Below are 20,911 nucleotides of genomic sequence, written 5' to 3'. Positions count from 1 at the left end.
TGGACGAGTATCAGGCAAGGTTACGAAGAAAAAATAATAATGGTAAGCTTTTCATAGGAAAGTCAAACACTTTTTGTATCATAAGCTAAATCGACAATAAATATGTTTCAAAAAATTTTGAAAGTATAAAAACAGAATATACCTTTGTCCCATGGAATTACAAGAAGCAAAAGATAAGTTTGTCCAGGCATGGGGTACCTTGGGTTCACAATGGGGTATTAACCGTACGATGACTCAAATACATGCATTATTACTGGTAAGTGCAGAACCTCTTAGTGCAGATGATATTATGGAACAATTGCAGATCTCACGTGGAAATGTAAATATGAATGTACGGGATTTGATTGACTGGGGGCTGGTTTTCAAAGTACTGAAACCAGGTGAACGCAAAGAGTTTTTCAGTGCCGAAAAAGATATATGGAAAGTGTTCAAACAAGTAGTTAAAGAGCGTCGTCGCAGAGAACTTGAACCTGTATTTGGTATTCTGGAAGATGTATCAAAAGTTGAAGGCAATCCAGATAATCCTGAATATAAAGCATTTATCAAGCCAATTCAGGATATTCAGAAGATAGCATCCCGGGCAGATAGTACATTGGAAACCCTAACTAAAGCCGACGAAAACTGGTTTTTCAGTACGCTACTGAAACTATTAAAATAAGTTTCCTGACCCCGTTTCTTAACGGGGTTTATTTAAAATCAAAACTTTCATTTCTTACTGAAAATTTAGTAACTATGACGTCTCCTATTCGCTTAATAGGCTTTTACATACAAGTTTTTCTGGTTGTAGTAACCATTATTTCGTTTCTTACTTTTCAGCCTGCAGGAATCTTCTTAGGACTTATCTTTTCTTTCTTTATTGGAATCTGGCAAGTGATTAATGCAATAGTCTGTACGATCAGATTCTGGAACAACCATCAATTTATCCGACGGCTATTTTGGTATTGGCTCCTGGTTATTATCTCCTTAAGTAGCTTTGGATTTTTATACTCACAACATATTCTTTCACAGGATATCTCTTTTGCTATTCTATTTGGACTATCTGCGATTACAGCACTTTATTATCTGGTTATAACCTATCAACTATTGTATTCAAAAGACTCTTCTTCCAGTTCAACCTGAATTATTATTTTTTACCCATATCTTTCAAATTATTCTGAACATATAAAATACATGCAACTATGAAACCCATCTCAAAAGCTATCATATATGATAGCAGCTGTCCTATGTGTCAAACATATACTAAGGGTTTTGTCAAGTGGGGTATTCTGGCTCCCGAACATCGTATCTCTTTCTGCGAACTTGAGCCAGACCAAGCCCAAAGATATATGGACCTTACCCGAAGTAAGCATGAGATCCCACTTGTAGATCTATCAGGAGGTAAAACCCTATATGGAATAGAAGCTCTATCCTATCTTCTTAGTCAACGTTTACCGTTTATTCAAACATTTTTATCATGTAAACCCATTCGTTGGTTCTGTCAAAAGTTGTATAGTTTTATTTCCTATAATCGTCGAGTAATTACGGCTACTGTTTCTGAAAACAAAGGAATAGACTGTAAGCCAGACTTTCATCTCTCTTATCGGTTGCTTTTTATCATTTTTGGAGTTCTAATTGCAAGTCTTATTACCTGGAAATTAGGTATCTCAACCTCTGCTTATTCCTCCTCACTCTCAGGCTATAGTATGTTACTGATTTGTGGATCAGGCTGGCTGGTACAAATGATAACTGCTATAGTGATTTTAAAAGGTCAGGAAAGAATAGAATACCTGGGGCAATTAGCAACTCTTATGTTGATAGGTACATTGGTACTCCTTCCTGGTTTATGGATTGACACCCTTACTCATCATTCAAGTGTGTTCTGGCTTGCGGGAAGTGTACTGGTCAGTAGTTTACTGATGCATACAGAACATCTTCGAAGGCTTCGCTATCTCAACCTCTCTATATATTGGTTATTTCTCTGGTCTGTGGCTTTGTTTAGTACAGCCCTTTCTGAACTCTGGATCTTTATCAGATAATACAAGTATACTCTTACTACTATGAATATTCTAAAGCAACTTCCAATACATTATACGGGTGAATTGCACAATGTGCAACTGATTAACTTTTCTGTTGAGAAAAAAGAAATAGAATCGCAGATACCCTGGAAAATACATCTTAGAGATTACAATGGCCGTGCTTTAATTTCTATGGTCAATGTGCAGCTCAAACATATGCATCCTACCTTTTTGCCTTCTGTGATTCAATTTAGTTACCGACATGTAGCCTTTCGGGTACTGATTGATGATGCAACATATACAGGAGGAAGAAAACATGGGATTTATTTTCTTCGCTCTTTCACAGACAACTCTTTGATTGCACAGGGAGGTAAATGGTTTACAAGTTATAATCTGGAGACGGCTGAACTGATTGCAACGCCACAATTTCTTACACTAAAACAGAATGACAGGTTTTTAAACTATGTTCTGGATGAAGAAACACCTTGTATCACAAATACATATCTGTATGAAGAAGTTTCTCAGATAGACAGAGCATATTCAATGATAAATAACACAGTATATAAAACCCAGATAATGCGGAAAAAATGGCCAATCGAATGGATTCACTGCTCACACTTCCAAACCAATTTCTTCGAGACAGCCCGTTTGGAAGGAGCATTTCAGGTAAGAGAAAAAATTGATTACAAATGGCTTGCAGCAGAACAAGCCCGTTAAGTGATTAAAGGCAGGAGGATTTTTTAAGAGAATTCTCCTGCCTCTTTAATCACTTACTTTAGATGGTCAAATAATACACCTTCTTTCAAAGCATAAGTTGAAGTTTTGATTTGATGTATCTCATATTTTTTTAATACAAAATCTACCAGACAACAAGCTACTACAATCATATCTACCCGCAAGGGGATCATTCCGGGAATAGCCAGTCGCTCCTCATGATTTTTAGAAACAAATTCCTGAAAAAGAGACTGAAACACCTCTATTGGTAAGTCGTAAGAGGTATGATCTGTCAAACTGAATGATTTACAATCTCGCAATGCCTGAATTTCTACCAAAGTATCAAATGTTCCAGAAGATCCAATCAACGTTTTGGGATGATACTGATGAATAGCATTGGTAAGAGGTAATAGTTTTTCATTCAGGAAATCATACATTCGTTGTACACTTTGTGGAGAAATGGGATCTGTCTGCATGAATTTATCCATCAGACGTTGTCCACCTATCTCGAAACTTTGTTTCCAATATATTTTGTCTGCATTACCAATAATAAATTCAACACTTCCTCCTCCAATATCAATAATCAGAGATGGCTTCTCTTCCATTTCCAAAGCAGCTCTCACCCCATGATAAATAAGTTCAGCTTCACGGTCACCTGATATAATTTCTACTTGTATACCAGTGGCTTCTCGGATTTTCTGCACAAACTCCTCCCCATTACGAGCATTTCTTATTGCAGAGGTCCCTGTAGCAAAAATGTTATCCTTGGATACGTTCAGATCAGCAATCTTATGAGCATAGGTAGTGATGATAGACAATCCACGATCGAATGCTTCAGGTGCGATAATCCCCTGACTGATCCCACCTTTACCAATACGGGCAGGTTGTTTCTGTTCGTGAACCGGAATAATCTTCCTATCTTCAGAAATATCAGCGACAAGTAAATGAAATGTATTAGTGCCAAGATCAATAACTGCTACTCGATTCATAGTTTTGTTAGGTTGTTTCCAATGAAAAGTTGTATTTTGGGCGGAAATACGGAATTAAAAATAGTATCTCCAAAGATTGTAAAAAAGTCATTGATGCAAACTAAATTACCGGAGATAATACATTTAACTAATAAACTTACAGTCAAAGGCTTATCTCAGCCCTCGTTTTATACTTTGTAAACTCATATTTTTTTATTCATGACTCATCAAGATAAACTACAAACCCTTGAAAGAAAAAATCAGGAAGCCCTGCTGGGTGGTGGCGAAAAAAGAATTGAATCACAACATAAAAAGGGAAAACTTACAGCTCGTGAACGAATAACATTATTAGTTGACGATGGATCATTTGAAGAGATAGGCAAGTTTGTAACCCATCGCAGTACAGATTTTGGACTGGATAAAGAGCAATATCCTGGAGACGGAGTAGTAACAGGTTATGGCACTATAGAAGGGCGGCTGGTATATGTATTTGCTCAGGACTTTACTGTATTTGGAGGAGCACTTTCTGAAACACATGCCGAAAAGATCTGTAAAATCATGGATCTGGCCATGCAGAATGGAGCTCCTGTGATTGGCCTCAATGATTCAGGTGGAGCTCGTATTCAGGAAGGTGTATTATCACTGGCAGGCTACGCTGATATTTTTTACCGCAACACACTTGCGTCTGGTGTGATTCCACAAATATCAGCAATTATGGGCCCATGTGCAGGTGGAGCCGTTTATTCTCCTGCCATTACAGATTTTACACTAATGGTAGAAAACACTTCGTATATGTTTGTAACAGGTCCCAATGTGGTTAAGACTGTTACACATGAAGAAGTAACCTTTGAAGAGCTAGGTGGTGCCAGTACCCACAGTACTAAAAGTGGAGTTACACATTTTGCCTGTGCCAATGAACTGGAATGCATTCAGCACATAAAAAAACTCCTAAGCTATATTCCTCAAAACTGCGAAGATGATCCCTTACTCTTGCCGTATGAAAGCATAGATGGAGAACTTCGTCCGGTTTTGGGAGATCTGATTCCAGAAAACCCCAATCAGCCCTATGATATCCGGGAGGTGATTGATGGCATCATTGATGAGGGAAGTTTTTTCGAAGTGCACAAGAACTTTGCCGAAAACATTGTAGTAGGTTTTGCCCGACTGGGAGGACGAAGCATTGGTATTGTAGGCAACCAACCTGCTGTATTAGCGGGCGTACTGGACATTCATGCCAGCACCAAGGCGGCACGCTTCGTACGTTTTTGTGATTGTTTCAATATTCCCCTGCTCGTCCTGGAAGATGTGCCAGGCTTTTTGCCCGGAACTGACCAGGAATGGAATGCTATTATCACTAATGGGGCAAAATTGTTATATGCCTTTTGTGAAGCAACAGTTCCTCGCATCACAGTTATTACCCGCAAAGCCTATGGAGGAGCCTACGATGTAATGAACTCCAAACATATTGGGGCTGATATGAACTATGCCTGGCCAACAGCAGAAATTGCAGTAATGGGCGCAAAAGGAGCAGCAGAAATTATCTTTAAGCGAGAAATTGCTGAATCTGAAAATCCGGAAGGAACTCTACAGGAAAAAGTAGCAGAATACACTGAAAAATTTGCCAATCCATATCTGGCAGCTCAACGTGGATATATTGATGAGGTAATTAAACCAGAACAAACACGCTTTAAATTGTTGCGAGCCTTTGCCATGCTGGAAAACAAAGTAGCTAAGCTCCCTAAAAAGAAACACGGTAATATTCCATTGTAAACAAGTCCCATGATCTCTATTTCTGTTTTCAGCAAGAACTATTACAGAGATAGTTGATTAGATTACTATTCTGATTGAAGAAGAGAATGAGTCAAATAATGATTAATTAAAGCTCGTATCTAAATACCGATCAAAATAATTATTAATCGGTATTTAGATAATTCTGAAAAGCAATCAAAATCTTGATCAAATTTCAGTTTGTATAATCCTAAGTTCGATACCAAAACAATCATTGTCTGATCAAGATTTCGATTACAACTGTACTTGACCTGATTACTGTTCTAATCTATCCACACTATTTCTTCCATTTATGATACTTACGTCTTCTATTACCACTGTTACTGTTTTTACAGACCGGGCCTCTGTGACTCGTACAGGTCAGGCAGAACTGGAGGCAGGTGAACATACACTTATTTTTGATGATCTTCCGGGAATAGACGAGAACAGCATTCAGGTAAATGGTGCTGGAAAAGCTACTCTTGGAAATGTTAAATTTCAAACTGCCTATGAAGACGTTCCGGAAGTAGATAAACAAGCAGTGCTTGATGAAAAACAAAAGCTGGAAGATCAGAGACAGGATATGGAAGATGCTATATCCCGATTGGGAAAAGAAAAAAACTTTCTGGAAAATATAAGTACTAAAATTACTACCCCCACCGAAGAAAGTGACAAAACAGAACTTGATTCTGATAAGTGGTTAAAGATTATGACCTTTTATAGTCAAAAACTGGAAGGAATTGATAAAGAAATCCGAAAGATTGAACGTAGCAAACGAGATATTAATGATCAGATTACAAAGTTGAACTGGCAGTTGCAGCAATCAGGGGTCAAAAACCGCAAAATAAAAAATCAGGTTGCGGTAACTCTAACTGTTAGTGCACCAGGTAATGTCGTACTATATCTTACCTATATTGCATTTGGTGTATCCTGGGTTCCGGTATATGATCTTCGGGTAGTGACAGAAAATAAACAAATGAGAATTTCCTACAATGCCCGCATCAATCAGACAACAGGTGAGGACTGGCTGGACTCAGAACTAAAACTTTCTACTGCCCGTCCACAAATAGCAGGCTATCAACCTGAACTTTCACCCTGGCGGGTAAATATCTATTCTCCTTATCCACCACCAGTAATGTCAATGCCAAGAGCCAAGAAGATGGATTTGTCTACCAAAGAAACCAGTGTAGCTTATGGGGGAGGTGGATATACTGATGAACAGGAAGAAGTGGCATTTGCAGGTATACCAGCTATAGAAGCAATAAATGCTGTGGCAGAAACAGGTAGTACAGCTGTAGTATTTTCGATTGCGGGTAAGCATACCATAAAAGCCGACAACTCAGACCATCAGGTAAGTATTCTGATCGAAGATTTTTCAGCTCATTTTCAATACTCAACAGTACCAAAACTTTCACAATTTGCCTATTTGAAGGCTAAAGTAACCAACGAAACAGATTTTCCATTCCTTGCAGGTGAAGCCAATGTTTTTTTGGATAATCATTTTGTAGCTACTACACGATTGCAAACTATTGCTCCGACAGAAGAATTCTGGACCTATCTGGGAGTGGATGAAAGCTTTAAAATTGAGCATAAGTTTCTAAAGAAATATGAAAAAAAGGAAACCCAGTTGTTTACCAAAAATCGCAAAGTATTAGTCTATGAGTACCAGATTAAAATTAAGAGCCACAAAAAGACACAGGAAGAAATTGTTGTATGGGACCAGTTGCCTATTTCAGGTAATGAACAAATAAAGGTTCAGCTACTCGAACCCACTTATAAGGAAAACACAGATGCACTCAAAAAGAATGAACTGGAATATCTGGAGTGGTTTTATAAGATAAAAGCAGGAGAAGAAATCCTGATTCCATTTAAATTCACAGTAGAATATCCGCAGGATGTACAGGTTACCGGGTTACAATAATTTACGTCTCAACAGGATGTTGTTTTTGTAAACATCCTGTTGAGTCTGATACCAGTGTACCATTTTTTTATTCTTATATGATCAGCAAGTGATTAACGCTTGTCGGTTGGTTACCGGGAATCAGAAAATTATCTATATTTAGTAGGGAAATAACAAATCGCCATGCCCCTCCATGATCCGATTTCTTTCATATGTGTTACCTGTCTGCATTCTTCTTACAGGATGTTTGTCTCGCACTATCCACACACCACAATCACATCATGGAACATTAGATCTTCTTACCTGGAATTTTGCCAGCGATGGTACTGTAAAACTAAATGGTGAATGGGATTTTATCTGGCTTGATGCATTATCCAAAAAAAATCCGGATACTCATACCTTCATACAGGTTCCTGGTTCATGGAATAATCAACCTGTAGGAGGACAAAAAATAAAAAGTCAGGGTACAGGCATTTACCGGTTACAAATCCGTATTCCGCCAGCTTATAAATCCAGTGTTCTGGGTTTGCGACTACCTATCATATCTACTGCCACCAAGATTACCATCAACAATGCACATGTCTTTAGTGCTGGTTCTCGAACCTTACCCGAATATAAACCGGACATTGTTCCTTTTGTTGCCAATGATACAGTTATTAAACTCACCATTGTTGCTTACAACTTTTATCATGACAAGGGTGGACTCCGATATCCGATCGAGATTGGCTTGATATCCGATATTGAGCATCTCAGAGATATCTCTATTGCAACAGACTTCTGGTTGTTAGGAGGTATTTTATTGATGGCCTGTTATCATCTGGGGTTGTTTCTCATCAGAAGACAAAGCTATGCTGCTTTATATTTTTCCATTTTCTGTTTCCTGATTGTTATTCGTGTGCTGGTAACTGGCGAGTATTCTATCCGTTATTTTACCCATATTAGCTGGTTTGCACTCAAACGTATTGAATATCTGGTATTTTACCTACCATTCTTAGTTTTTACATTATTTATACGAACGATTTTCCCGGATCTTTTCCCAAAAAAAATCTTTCTATCTATCTGTGTAATCATTTGTATCTGTGTCGTCATTGTACTTGTTACACCTACTATATTCTTTACTGGATTTATAGATTACTTCTACCCTGTTGGTGCACTGATGATGATCTATGGATTGGTTATTGTCATTCAGGCCGTTCGAATCAAAGCACTTGGTAGTCTCTTTTTTCTGATAGGGTATATTGCCGTTTTTCTAGCGTATCTCAATGATGTTTTGTATACAAAAGGCTATATAGCAACAGGGGATCTGATTTCGGTTGGTTTATTTGTATTTCTATTGGGTCAGGCTTTATTACTGTTACAATATTATTCTCAAGCATTTACGGCTCTTGAAATAGCCAACACCAAACTTTCCGACCAAAATACGATCATTAATCTCCAGAATGAGGAACTCAAAGGTCTTAATGATGAACTGGACAACTTTGTTCGCCGTACCTCACACGACCTTCGGGCACCTATTGCTTCTGTAAGGGGGCTTATTCACATTGCTCAGAAAGAAACTGATACTACTAAACTTCAGGAGTATTTCCTGTTACAGGAAAAAACATTACATAAACTGGATCGCATCATTCATGATATTCTGGATTTTTCAAAAAACAAAAGATTAGAAATTGAACATGAACCTATTGACTTCCCCAAGTTACTTCAGGAAACACTGGAAAATCATCTTTTCATGGAGCATGCTACACACATCGAAAAAATCACAGAATGTCAGGTAACTCATGTTTTTTATTCAGATGCCAAACGTCTGGAAATTATATTAAATAATCTGATATCCAATGCCATCAAATACCATGATCCAGCAAAAGAGAATCCTTACATTAAACTCAGTGTACAAGCCGATGACAAAGAAGCGCTGATTACAATTGCAGACAATGGTCTGGGTATTGCAGAAGAACATCATCAGAAAATATTTGACATTTTTTATCGTCTTGGCAATCATCCCAACAGTACAGGAGTGGGTTTATATATCGTAAAAGATGCGGTTGCAAAGTTAGGTGGTACGATTACCCTGGAATCTAAATTGAGGGCAGGCAGTACATTCCACATAAAAATTCCTAATTTGGCGCCACAATATTAAAAGCAGTCCACTGTTATGAAAAAGAAACTATTTTTAACTGCTGCATTAGTTACAGGCTTACTTTCTTGTTCACCCAAAAAAGACGTACCCATGCTGGATACCAATGACGAAAATTTGCTTAAAGAAGAAGTAACAGACAACAAACTGACGATTTATCAGGTATTCACCAGATTATTGACTAACACCAAACATGTTAACAAAAAATATGGCACACTGGAAGAAAATGGGGTTGGGAAGTTTAATGATATCAATGAACGCCTCCTTGGTGAGGTAAAAAAAATGGGATTTAGTCATATCTGGTACACTGGTGTTATTGAGCACGCTACCATGACTGATTACACCAAATACGGAATACCACTGGATGATGCAGATGTAGTAAAAGGTCGTGCAGGTTCTCCTTATGCGATAAAAGATTATTATGATGTCAGTCCTGATCTGGCAGTGGATGTACCTAAACGCATGCAGGAATTTGAGGCATTGGTATCTCGTACACACAAAGTGGGGTTAAAGGTTATCATTGACTTTGTACCAAACCATGTAGCCCGCACCTATCATTCTGATGCCAAACCAACAGGTGTGCAAGATTTAGGGGAAGGAGACGACAAATCCAAGATCTTTGATACCAAAAACAACTTCTATTATCTGCCAGGTACTTCTTTTCGGGTACCACATGAGTACCATGCGCTTGGAGATCTACCCCACCCAACCAAAGATGGACATTTTGATGAAACGCCTGCGAAGGCAACCGGCAATGACCAGTTTACTCCCGGTCCTCATGTAAATGACTGGTTTGAGACTATTAAGCTCAATTATGGAGTGGATATTGTCAATAACCGGGCAAGACACTTTGAACCAATCCCTAATACGTGGGAAAAGATGCGTGATATTCTGCTCTTCTGGACGAAAAAAGGTGTAGATGGCTTCCGGTGTGATATGGCAGAAATGGTTCCGGCAGAATTCTGGGGATGGGTAATTCCTCAAATCAAAGAAGCGAACAAAGATCTTGTATTTATTGCCGAAATCTATAATCCATACGAATACAACAACTATATTGATAAAGCAAAGTTTGATTATCTGTATGATAAAGTAGGGTTGTATGATACGCTACGTTCTGTTATTCAACATGGCACCTCAGCCAATCTGATTTCTGCCAACTGGAAAAACCTGCAGGGAATCAATAACCATATGCTTAGGTTCATGGAAAATCATGACGAACAACGAATTGCCTCTCAATTCTTTGCAGGAAAGCCAGAAAAAGGTATCCCGGCAATGGTAGTAAGTGCAACATTGAACTCAGGTCCGGTCATGGTCTATTTTGGACAGGAAGTAGGCGAACCAGCTTTGGGAGAGGAAGGATTTAGTGGTGATGATGGAAGAACAACTATTTTTGATTATTGGGGAGTACCTCAGTTTCAGAACTGGATGAGTGTAGACCGTTATGATGGTGTAACACTGGAACCTTCTCAGCAACTACTCAGAGAGAAATATGTAAAGTTACTTAACTTCTGTGCTACCAGTGAAGCAATCCGTAAAGGTGGCTTGTATGACTTACAGGCTGCTAACAATGGTGGCAAGACTGCTGGCTATGAAGAACATAAAATCTATAGTTATCTGCGTTTTACCGAAAATCAAAAATTACTGGTTATCGTTAGTTTTGAAGAAAGTCTCAAACGCCGTATTAATGTACGTATTCCAACCAATGCCCTTGCAGCTATGGAGTTGTCAGCAACAGCTAACTATGATCTGAAATGTGTATTGGGTGACCACAAACCTGTCTCATTCAATGCTGCAAACGTGACAGATCCCAATAATGCACAAGCAGGTATTCCATTAGAGCTCGAACCTTTAACCGGATATATTTTTGAGATCAAAGAAGAGTCAAAATAACCTTATTAGTGATTGCCTAAAAAGCCTCTGGATATAAATTCAGGGGCTTTTTTTATTATAATCTGGCAGCACAAACGATTTTTTTATCCCATCTATTCTGGTCAAAGGAAATAGGAACTTTTCTTTTACTCCCCTACCCTTTCTTGCTCATCCTACCCAATTAAACTCAGCATGTAGACCTATTTATTCTATTTGTCTTGACATTTCCTGAGTTGGTCCATTTTATAAATAGACCTCAGATTTTCTTCAGATGTTTAGATTCTAATCCCTTATCTAATCTCCCAATTAGGGAATAATCATAACAACATTTTACATTTTTCATAAATGAACACTCAACTCAAAAAAACTGCAACACAAAGAACTATTACCCTCCCATTGTTGAGTATTTTCTTTGTTCTTCTGACACAATTTGCTTGCGCACAAAATCGACCTGTGTATTATGAAGTATTTGGAGTAATACTGGACGCAACAGATGGGAAGCCTGTAGAAGGAGTCAATGTTGTTCTGATCAGTAGCAAAAACAATACGCAACAACAGGGAACCATCACCAATGAGAAAGGAGCTTTTACTCTGCATCTGACTGAAGCAGGTACCTTTCATCTGAAAGCCAGTTTTGTTGGATACAAATCCATTGAACAGGATATTACTGTTACTACCAAAAGCCTTAATCTTGACAAGATCAAGATGGAGCAAGCCACTATCAAGCTAAGAGATGTATTGGTAGAAGCTAAACCCAATCCTGTAGAACAAAAAGGAGATACAACGCAATACAATGCAGGTTCTTTTAAAACACATCCGGATGCAACAGCCGAAGATCTGGTTACAAAAATGCCTGGCATTTCAGTTGAGAATGGTACAGTAAAAGCTCATGGAGAAGACGTAAAAAAAGTACTGGTAGATGGGAAGGAATTCTTTGGAGATGACCCAACCGTAGCTCTACGCAACCTCCCAGCTGAAGTAATTGACAAAATTCAGGTGTATAATCAGTTAAGTGATCAGTCTCAGTTTACAGGCTTCAATGATGGCCAAACCCAGAAGACGCTGAACATTGTGACCAAATCAGATAAACGGAACGGAACTTTTGGTAAAATGTATGCAGGATATGGCACTAATGAACGCTATTCTGTAGGAGCAACTATACACAGATTTCAGAATCAGCAGCGTTTCTCTCTTATCGGAATTTCCAATAACATCAATCAGCAAAATTTTTCTTCACAAGACCTCCTTGGAGTTAGTACTGGCAATGGTGGTGGAGGTGGTCAGGGCGGACGTGGTGGAGCCGGAGGAGGTGGGGGCATTGGTGGAGGAGGTGGAGGAAATAGTGCCAGTAACTTTCTGGTTGGTCAGCAAAGTGGTATGAACACGACAAATTCTATTGGACTGAATTATACAGATGAATGGGGTAAAAAAGTAAAAATTACAGGTAGCTATTTTTTCAACAAGTCCAACAATACAACCAATAGCTTAACAGAACAACAATATTTTATTTCGAACAATACCTATACCGAAAATAATCGGGTTAATAGTATCAACTACAACCACCGCTTCAATCTGAGATTTGAATATACTATTGATTCAGCTAACTCATTGTTGATTACCCCTCGACTCAATTTGCAGAACTATAACTCAGGTAGTCTCTTATCAGCTCTGACAGCCTCACCCGAAAGTCAACTGACACAAGTTTATACTGACTATAACTCAAAAAATAACGGATATACTTTTACCAACGAAATTCTGTTCAGACATAAATTCCAAAAGAGAGGACGTACATTTTCAGTAGCTGTCACAACCAATTTTAATGACAAAAAAGGACAGAATAAACAATATTCAGAAAATCAATACTTTACCACTGACTCATCAGCGATTATCAATCAACTCTCAGACACTCGTTCAGATGGATCTACGCTAGGAGCAAGATTTTCCTATACCGAACCTATAGGTAAGAAAAGTATACTTGAGTTTAACTACAATCCCTCCTATACACTCAGCAATTCAACTAAAGAAACCAATGCATTCAATGAAATCACAAAGACCTATAGTATACTGGATACCTCTCTTTCTAATAATTTTAAAAACACAACCTGGACGCAAAGCGGAGGTATGAGTTATCGGTTACGGGGAGCCAAGTATAATTTCTCTGTAGGTACAAATTATCAGCGTGTAGCACTGAACAGTTCGGAGCTATTTCCAACAGATCTGAAAGTAAATAAAACCTTCAATAATCTGATGCCTACAGCTATGCTTGAGTATCGGTTTACTAAAAGCACTAACCTTCGGGTCTTTTATCGTACATCTACCAATACACCCAGTATTTCGCAGTTACAAAATGTAATCAACAATAGCAACACCGTTTTGGTCACTACAGGTAATCCTAACCTGAAACAGGAATATGTACATAGTATCATGCTTCATTATGGCAAGGTAAATACAGGCACTATGCAAAATATGTTTGTTTTCGCCAATGCTACTTATACAACCAATTACATTGCAACTTCTACTTTCACAGCCTCAACAGACACATTGTTGGCAGAGGGAATACTCCTGTCGCAGGGAGCGCAGTTATCACGTCCAGTCAATATGGCTAGTTCCTGGAATGTACGTAGTTTCTTTGTATATGGGTTACCTGTAGAGCTATTAAAAAGTAACTTCAATATCAATACTGGAATAACCTACCAAAGTACTCCAGGTCTTATTATCCGTAATGACAATCAATATATCAACCATGCCAATACCTATGGATTAAACTCCGGTGTAACACTTAGCAGCAATATCAGTCAGAAAGTAGACTTCCGGGTTTCGTATTCTGCGACGTATACTATTGTTAATAATACCGTTCAATCTACACAGAACAGTAATTATTTTTATCAGGTATCTTCTGTAAAATTAAACTGGCTTCCATGGAAAGGTCTGGTATTCAATACAGACGTAAATCATTCTCTATACTCTGGATTAAGTAGTGGATATAATCAAAGCTTTTTGCTTTGGAATGTGGCTATTGGATACAAGTTCTTGAAAAATAATGCTGGAGAACTTAAGCTGTCGGTATTTGACCTGCTTAGACAAAATACAAGCATTAGCCGTACCGTCACAGAAACCTATATCCAGGATAAACAAACCCAGGTATTGCAACGCTACTTCATGTTAACCTTCACCTACAACCTGCGTAGTTTCCCTGGAGTCCAAAACAGACGGATGGGTCCGCCGATGGATGGCATGGGACCGCCTCCAGGAGCAGGATCAGGCCCTTTTAACTAAGGAGTATGAGACAAAAAGGAAATCCTCATTTTCAGAAAGAGATGAGGGTTTTCTTTTATAGAATCCAATCTATCATAGTTTGGCATGAGGGCTATCATTCCACCATTCAGCATTTTCCCAATAACTATCCCAGCCCAGTTTGCGATATTTCGGGTTGATCATCACATCCCTCTCACCTATGGTGAAATCCTCCAAAATTGAATCGCCAATGCTATAGATATCTTTTGCCCAGATAACGGATTTACTTTTTCCTGTCTTATAATTTACCCATTCACCATCAAACACCAGGTCGGCTCCTTCTTCCTCCTCAATCTCATTCAAATACCAAAACTCAGTATTACTATCTGTAAGTAAAGTAAACTCTATGGAAACAGTACCATTAAATACCCCAGAACCAGCTAATGTAGAATCTTCCCGCAGAATGAATGTTCCAGTAGTTTTATATACACCTTTCACATTTGTATTCTCAGGCGAGATGTTTGAATTGGAAAACTGCATAGCTGTATCAACTATTACTTCACCCTTAAACGGGGTTATGTTTTTCTTATAGCGACTTTTTCCTGTGATATGGTATAATGTAGGATTCTTTTGATCTTTCGTCACAGAGGCAAAGTACATCTCAATCCGGTAATGATCTGTACCATAAAAACCATTATATACAGCAGATTGTGGTTTGTAGTCAGCATTCAGAAATAAAGGAGACAAATCATATTTCACTAAGATGTCCAGATACTCTTGAGGAGTAATTTCTAGTAACAGTTTAGCTGGTGGCCTACTATCTTCTTCTTCGATCTTGCTGGTTTGCACCGATAAAGTATCCGTTACTACTTGATTTGCACTAAGTGTGTCTGAAGCTGCTTTCTCATTTTTTGACGTTCTGTTACAAGCGATCATTCCTGCCTGTAACAACAATAAGATTAAAAATATACATGAGCTTCCTGTTTTAGGTCTCACTTCCATAAACTATAATGTATAAAAGGTTTCGGCTATTTGTGCTGATAGCATACTTTATATACAACACTAGGTCATGAATGTAACCATGAAGTTCTGTTTTAATCAAAAATACAGACTAATGATATCTATTAGGCCTTTATAGAACAAAAAAGCCTCATCCTTTCAAATAAAGATGAGTTCTTTTGTTTTTAAAGTAGTATTACAATTTAGCACTAGGATTTTCATTCCACCATTCGTCGTTTTCCCAAAAGTTGTCCCAACCTAGTTTACGATATTTGGGATTAATTTCCACATCTCTCTCTCCTATGCTAAAATCTTTTAAAATGCCATCTGCAATCATAAAGATATCTCGCGCCCAGGTAATAGGCTTGCTTTTCCCTGTTTTGTAACTTACCCATTTGCCATCAAATATGAAACCTGCTCCCTGAGCACCTTCTTTCGTTTCTGAAAAATACCACTGACGAATACCATTGTTTGTTTTGGTAGCAAAATCAATAGCTACTTTGCCACTAAAGACACCAGAACCTGTAAACGTAGAATCTTCCTGCAGTTTGAATGTTCCGTGTGTCATGTAGGTATTCTTAATCTCCATTTCCTTCATGTTTGCTTCAGAAATATTGGGATCACGAAACTGCACAGCCTCCTCCAATACAATTTCTCCATGAAAAGGGGTGATATTTCTTTTGTAGCGACTCTTTCCTTCTATATGATAAACATTGGGATGAATAGCATCCTTTGTCACAGAAGCAAAGTACATCTCAATCCGGTAATGATCTGTACCATAAAAACCATTGTAGACAGCGGGTTCATCATACTCTTCTGTACGATGAAACAATGCGGACAAGTCATTCGACGCTAATACCTCAGAATTATTCTCTGGTATAATTTCCAGTGGTTGCGCAGGTTGTGCAGCCTGAGCTTCTTCTGAACCACGCAAGGTATCTACAGCTTCTTTATGTGTACGCAACTGAGCTGAAGTTGTCTTATCAGTCTTTTGTGTACGACTGCAGGCAACAATAGCAGCAACAGCCAGAAGCAGAACTAAAAAAACATAGGGCAATTTTTTCATAGGTGTATTGTATTGAACTTTGTTAGATTGTTTTCTGATTGATGAGCTGGTTTATAAAACAGGATCCTTAGGCATATTCACTAAAATTCATAAAAGAGTTAACTAACCTTTTGGCAATACCTGTGCGAATTAGTATTTCTGCAATCAGTAAGTTTCCGGTCCAGGATAACCAGGTAACTGTCAGATACGTCTCTATAGGTTTTGTGCCAAAGAAATAATACAACAGATAGCTTTCGGAACGTAAACTAACAGCAGCCAGTGTCACAGCAAAACTGCGAATCATCCATTCTACATGTGAAGTCCATTTGTTTTGCATAATTTCCTGCCATGCAGTAAAAGTAGTAAGCCACCATACAATGCATTGCAATGAGAAACCAACCTTAGCAGGCAGACCTCCATTGGCAAAGAATGCCAGTATCATTCCGGATGGTGCAGCCAGAAACAAAATGGAAAACACATATATTTTTCCTGTCCAGCGATGAAACGCTGGCTTTCTTCTAAATACCGCAGGAATAAACTGAGGTATCCCCCCTGCCATTACCCATAGGCTACTGGTAATATGTATATAAAACCCAGCCAGAAACCAGGGATTATCCAGCACTCTATCTGTTTTGGTAGAGAGAAAGTGCTCACCTCTCTCATAAGACATATAGGGCCACACTTTGGTTAGCATAAGAACTGAAAAGGCAAATACACCTGCCAGTAGCAATGCACCCAGTACACTCTGGAAAGAAAATAATTTATTCTGATCGGGTAAGGTTTTCAAAACAAGCAATTATTAGAGCGACATAAGAGCTTTGGAATATCTCTATCTTTAGTTCCATTAGAAGCCCAATAGTAAGCATCCTTAGGAAAGATATAAAATTACTCCATGTAACTAATTATACATTCGTTTCCTTTATGCCTGCAATACAAAAAAGTAACCTTTCGAAAAACGAATAGAAAGTAATTAACTGTATAGATTTTCTACGGTATATTAGTAGAAAGGATTCAATAGGGAGGAAATATATAAATACAACGAACAAGAAAGTAGGTTATTTATGCCCTGTAGTATCCTGCTTGTTTTTCTTCCGAACGGTGAAGGAGAATTTGCCTGTATTTACCCTGTATTTTTCCCGACCATCCTCAGAGGTTTCTTTCTTAACAGTAATAATCTCTGTCTCTTCCAGATTCAAACGACGGGAAACTTCTTTCATTAAACCTTTTCCCAGTTTTAACATAACATTTCCGAAAGAACTCTCCTGCTTTTGCTCTGTAGCAGGCTTGTCATCTTTTTTTTCTGGCGCGGTTTGCTGTGCTTTTGACTGAAAGACGATTATAAACGTCAAAGCAACGGCTAAAAAGCTGGCTCGAAAAAGGTTTACAATACGGAACATTCAGTTATACAAGGCACTACTATGCCGAAAATTTAACGATGGGATTGTTTGCTGAGGAGGCAATTTCTGAAAAAAATATAATTTTTCAGCATAAGCTAACACATTTTTTCCAAACTATGTAACTTAGCAATGTTATCCTTTTCGTAAACCCATGTCTGCGACCGATTTAACATCAACACAAACTGAAACAGTCCAAACACTACCATTGCCTCTCACCTGTGCCAATTGTAGATCAGAACTAAAACCAACCTTTTCGTTTTGTCCGGATTGTGGACAGTCAACAGAGCCTAAAGTAGAATCTTTTGGCATGGTGGTGAAAGAATTTCTGGAAGATTATTTCTCTTTTGACTCTAAAGTATTTCGAAGTCTGTTACCACTCCTATTCCGGCCTGGATTCCTTAGCATTGAATATATTCAGGGACGACGAGCACGATATATACCTCCTTTGCGAATGTATCTCACCATAAGTCTGCTGGCTTTTCTGATGCTTGCTGTAAATAAACCTAGTCGCCTTCAATACCAGTCGGATTCGCAGGAAATCTCTTCTACGGAACTTGAAGAACTAAAACATGATATTGATGAAGACTATGCAGCCAGAGATCAGGAAAATGACATTATTACAGTGGAAGATGCGTTCTGGGATAGCTTCTTTGATTCCACACTTCCCAAATTGTTTTTCGTAATGGTGCCATTATATGGATTGATACAGGCCATGTTGTACTGGCGCCAGCGGCGATATTACATGGAACATCTTATTTTTTCCCTGCATTTTCATTCGTTTGTCTTTGTAGTACTGCTTGTCTACATGCTTATCAGCTCGTATCTGCTGGCAGGTATGGCCTTTCTGAACCGAACTCTAATGCTCACTTTTACAGGAGGCATACTGCTCTATTTGTATTTTGCATTAAAGCGGGTATATGGGCAAAACTATTTTAAAACAAGTCTGAAATTTGGATTACTCCTGGCTAGTTATACCATCACATTTATTCTGTTTTGTCTGATTGCACTGTTTGGATATTATTCTTTCCGATAAACACTATTTCCAGCCATTTGGATTAAATAAAATTCTGGTTCTAAAAAAAGTAAAAAAGTCTGTCACGTTTTGTCTGACTGGTTTGTCATCAGTACAAATTCACTTAAACAATCACGACCATGACTGCACGTATTGAATTTCAGGATGCCTCCAAAGGTTTTATGGAAGGTTTATTAAAATCAGGAATGTATCTAAAAAGATCGACTGTGGATGCCCGTTTGTTCGAACTGATTGCCTATCGCGTATCTCAGATTAACGGATGTGCCTTTTGTATAGATATGCACCATAAAGATGCGATTCATGCAGGTGAATCCGAACAACGTTTATATTCGCTGATAGTATGGAGAGAAACTCCTTATTTTTCAGACCAAGAACGAGTCGTATTGGAATTAGCAGAAGTATTAACCAACATTAGTCAGGAAGAAGTGTCAGATGCTTTATTTGAAAAGCTACTGTTATTCTTTACCAAAGCCGAAATTGCTGACCTGGCTCTGGCAGTATCTCTAACCAATAGCTGGAACCGTATTAACAAGACATTCGGTACAGTACCTGGCTTCTATCAACCCAATCAGGCACTAGTCACTGTATAATTTCAATGGAGTACATTCTGGTACTCCACTTTTTATTGAATCTATTGATAGAGAAATCCAAACTTTCTTATCTATCAAACATTAGTAATAATACCATGAAAGACTATCGCAATTTATTGTTCCCCTATGCTTATAACATTCTGGGTTCCTGGGAAGATGCAAAAGATATTGTACAGGATGTGTTATCTTCTTATCTGACCACACCGCATGAAGGTATTCAGAACGAAAAAGGATATCTGATCCGATGTGTCATCAACACATCTATTAATGTAAAAAATAAGAAAAAGAAGCTGGTTCGTGAAAGCAATTCGCTTCCGGAACCTATAGCCACAGAAAGAGCTGATACCAATATTAACCTCAGTGACATTGTTTCATATTCGCTACTCATTTTATTGGAACAACTCAATCCTAAAGAACGGGCTGTATTTATTCTCAAAGAAGGATTCAATTATTCACACGAAGAAATTGCAGACTTGCTTTCCAGTACTGTTGAAAATTCGCGAAAACTACTCAGTCGGGCCAAAAGCAAAATAAACCCTACCCTACTTACACAACAAAAGGTACACAAGGAATCTGTACCAGATGGAATTCTTGACAAATATGTGGAAGCAATACGCTCCAGAGATATGAAAATGCTTGAAAACCTTCTGGCAGAAGACATTGTCTTTGTAGCTGATGGAGGCAAAAATCTGAATGTATTTAAGAAAATCTGCACGGGCAATACAGCTGTGTCCGATCTGTTACTGTATACCTATGAGAAATACCATATTCACTTTTCATCACAGTATACAGAAATCAATCACCAACCTGCTATATTGTATTATATAGGAGATCAACTAAAAGTTTGTCAGGTTTTGAGTATTTCTCCTGACAATGGAAAAATATTTCGTATCAGTATAATCATAGATCCCGAAAAACTGAAAAATATCTGGATAAGAGAAAAAGATTAGTAGCGAAGTTGTATATTTCTGAAAAAGAAAAATATCTCAGAGGGAAACCATCTGAGGTATTTGTACTACTATTTGGTATCAACCGATGCATTACACACCGTTCAATGTCTAATCTTGGTAACAACCATATAAGCTCTGTTGTGTTTGGGTACGAAGAAATCCTATACTACGACACAAGATCATTGGGGTAAATGATGGGCCTCGAACCCACCCCGACAGCTTCACACACTGTCATGCTTCCGCTACACTACATTTACCGTTTGATGATACAAAATAAACGCCTTACTGCGCAGCCTATTCGCGTAGACAAATATTTT

At 38.3% G+C, this 20,911-nt stretch carries 17 protein-coding genes and 1 tRNA gene; 12 read left to right on the top strand and 6 right to left on the bottom strand.

Going from position 1 to position 20,911, the window contains the following annotated elements; all coding sequences use genetic code 11:
* Positions 1-151: 151 nt before the first annotated feature.
* The 4 genes from QNI22_RS02695 (at position 152) to QNI22_RS02680 (ending at position 2,711) form a co-directional block, all read left to right on the top strand.
* A complete protein-coding gene (locus tag QNI22_RS02695; protein WP_313980094.1) occupies positions 152-658 on the top strand; it encodes a GbsR/MarR family transcriptional regulator in 507 nt (168 codons plus the stop codon).
* A gap of 74 nt (positions 659-732) precedes the next feature.
* The gene (locus QNI22_RS02690) at positions 733-1,119 is read left to right on the top strand and encodes a hypothetical protein (protein ID WP_314509059.1); all 387 of its coding nucleotides are present in this window, start codon (positions 733-735) and stop codon (positions 1,117-1,119) included.
* Between the two features lie 59 nt (positions 1,120-1,178).
* Entirely contained in the window at positions 1,179-2,015 is an 837-nt protein-coding gene (locus tag QNI22_RS02685) for a DCC1-like thiol-disulfide oxidoreductase family protein (protein ID WP_314509058.1), read from the top strand.
* A 21-nt stretch (positions 2,016-2,036) separates the two neighbouring features.
* On the top strand, positions 2,037-2,711 hold the full coding sequence (locus QNI22_RS02680) for a DUF2071 domain-containing protein (RefSeq protein ID WP_314509057.1): 675 nt from the start codon (positions 2,037-2,039) through the stop codon (positions 2,709-2,711).
* Positions 2,712-2,764: 53 nt separating this feature from the next.
* On the opposite strand, the gene QNI22_RS02675 is transcribed toward QNI22_RS02680, so the two are convergent.
* Positions 2,765-3,697 (bottom strand): Ppx/GppA phosphatase family protein, encoded by a 933-nt coding sequence (locus QNI22_RS02675; protein ID WP_314509056.1) that lies wholly within the window; start codon positions 3,695-3,697, stop codon positions 2,765-2,767.
* Between the two features lie 198 nt (positions 3,698-3,895).
* Here QNI22_RS02675 and QNI22_RS02670 point away from each other — a divergent pair, with 198 nt between their 5' ends.
* The 5 genes from QNI22_RS02670 to QNI22_RS02650 all read left to right on the top strand — a co-directional run bounded on the left by QNI22_RS02670 (position 3,896) and on the right by QNI22_RS02650 (position 14,622).
* Positions 3,896-5,446 (top strand): acyl-CoA carboxylase subunit beta, encoded by a 1,551-nt coding sequence (locus tag QNI22_RS02670; protein ID WP_314509055.1) that lies wholly within the window; start codon positions 3,896-3,898, stop codon positions 5,444-5,446.
* Between the two features lie 310 nt (positions 5,447-5,756).
* Positions 5,757-7,364, top strand: a complete 1,608-nt coding sequence (locus QNI22_RS02665; protein WP_314509053.1) for a mucoidy inhibitor MuiA family protein — start codon at positions 5,757-5,759, stop codon at positions 7,362-7,364.
* 172 nt (positions 7,365-7,536) lie between these two features.
* Entirely contained in the window at positions 7,537-9,480 is a 1,944-nt protein-coding gene (locus tag QNI22_RS02660) for an ATP-binding protein (RefSeq protein WP_314509052.1), read from the top strand.
* 15 nt (positions 9,481-9,495) lie between these two features.
* Positions 9,496-11,367: an alpha-amylase family protein gene (locus QNI22_RS02655; RefSeq protein WP_314509051.1), complete on the top strand. Its 1,872-nt coding sequence runs from the start codon at positions 9,496-9,498 to the stop codon at positions 11,365-11,367.
* Positions 11,368-11,691: 324 nt separating this feature from the next.
* Positions 11,692-14,622 (top strand): TonB-dependent receptor, encoded by a 2,931-nt coding sequence (locus tag QNI22_RS02650; protein ID WP_314509050.1) that lies wholly within the window; start codon positions 11,692-11,694, stop codon positions 14,620-14,622.
* A gap of 72 nt (positions 14,623-14,694) precedes the next feature.
* Here the strand turns inward: QNI22_RS02650 and QNI22_RS02645 are convergent, their stop codons facing one another.
* The 4 genes from QNI22_RS02645 to QNI22_RS02630 all read right to left on the bottom strand — a co-directional run bounded on the left by QNI22_RS02645 (position 14,695) and on the right by QNI22_RS02630 (position 18,021).
* Positions 14,695-15,582: a hypothetical protein gene (locus QNI22_RS02645; RefSeq protein WP_314509049.1), complete on the bottom strand. Its 888-nt coding sequence runs from the start codon at positions 15,580-15,582 to the stop codon at positions 14,695-14,697.
* Positions 15,583-15,775: 193 nt separating this feature from the next.
* Positions 15,776-16,645, bottom strand: a complete 870-nt coding sequence (locus tag QNI22_RS02640; RefSeq protein ID WP_314509048.1) for a hypothetical protein — start codon at positions 16,643-16,645, stop codon at positions 15,776-15,778.
* A gap of 67 nt (positions 16,646-16,712) precedes the next feature.
* A complete protein-coding gene (locus tag QNI22_RS02635) occupies positions 16,713-17,411 on the bottom strand; it encodes a DUF2306 domain-containing protein (protein WP_314509047.1) in 699 nt (232 codons plus the stop codon).
* A gap of 268 nt (positions 17,412-17,679) precedes the next feature.
* Positions 17,680-18,021 carry a hypothetical protein gene (locus QNI22_RS02630; RefSeq protein WP_313980066.1) on the bottom strand — a complete coding sequence of 114 codons (342 nt, stop codon included), beginning with the start codon at positions 18,019-18,021 and terminating at the stop codon, positions 17,680-17,682.
* A 151-nt stretch (positions 18,022-18,172) separates the two neighbouring features.
* Between QNI22_RS02630 and QNI22_RS02625 the strand changes: the two genes are divergently transcribed.
* The 3 genes from QNI22_RS02625 (at position 18,173) to QNI22_RS02615 (ending at position 20,594) form a co-directional block, all read left to right on the top strand.
* Positions 18,173-19,054: a DUF3667 domain-containing protein gene (locus QNI22_RS02625; protein ID WP_314509045.1), complete on the top strand. Its 882-nt coding sequence runs from the start codon at positions 18,173-18,175 to the stop codon at positions 19,052-19,054.
* A gap of 119 nt (positions 19,055-19,173) precedes the next feature.
* The gene (locus QNI22_RS02620) at positions 19,174-19,644 is read left to right on the top strand and encodes a carboxymuconolactone decarboxylase family protein (RefSeq protein ID WP_314509044.1); all 471 of its coding nucleotides are present in this window, start codon (positions 19,174-19,176) and stop codon (positions 19,642-19,644) included.
* A 95-nt stretch (positions 19,645-19,739) separates the two neighbouring features.
* On the top strand, positions 19,740-20,594 hold the full coding sequence (locus QNI22_RS02615) for a sigma-70 family RNA polymerase sigma factor (RefSeq protein WP_314509043.1): 855 nt from the start codon (positions 19,740-19,742) through the stop codon (positions 20,592-20,594).
* Positions 20,595-20,777: 183 nt separating this feature from the next.
* Here the strand turns inward: QNI22_RS02615 and QNI22_RS02610 are convergent.
* A tRNA-His gene (locus QNI22_RS02610) sits at positions 20,778-20,851 on the bottom strand.
* Positions 20,852-20,911: the final 60 nt, after the last annotated feature.

Source organism: Xanthocytophaga agilis (assembly GCF_030068605.1).
GTDB classification, from domain to species: domain Bacteria; phylum Bacteroidota; class Bacteroidia; order Cytophagales; family 172606-1; genus Xanthocytophaga; species Xanthocytophaga agilis.
The sequence above is the reverse complement of the archived record's forward strand: the minus strand, read 5'-3'. Positions and strand labels throughout refer to the sequence as shown.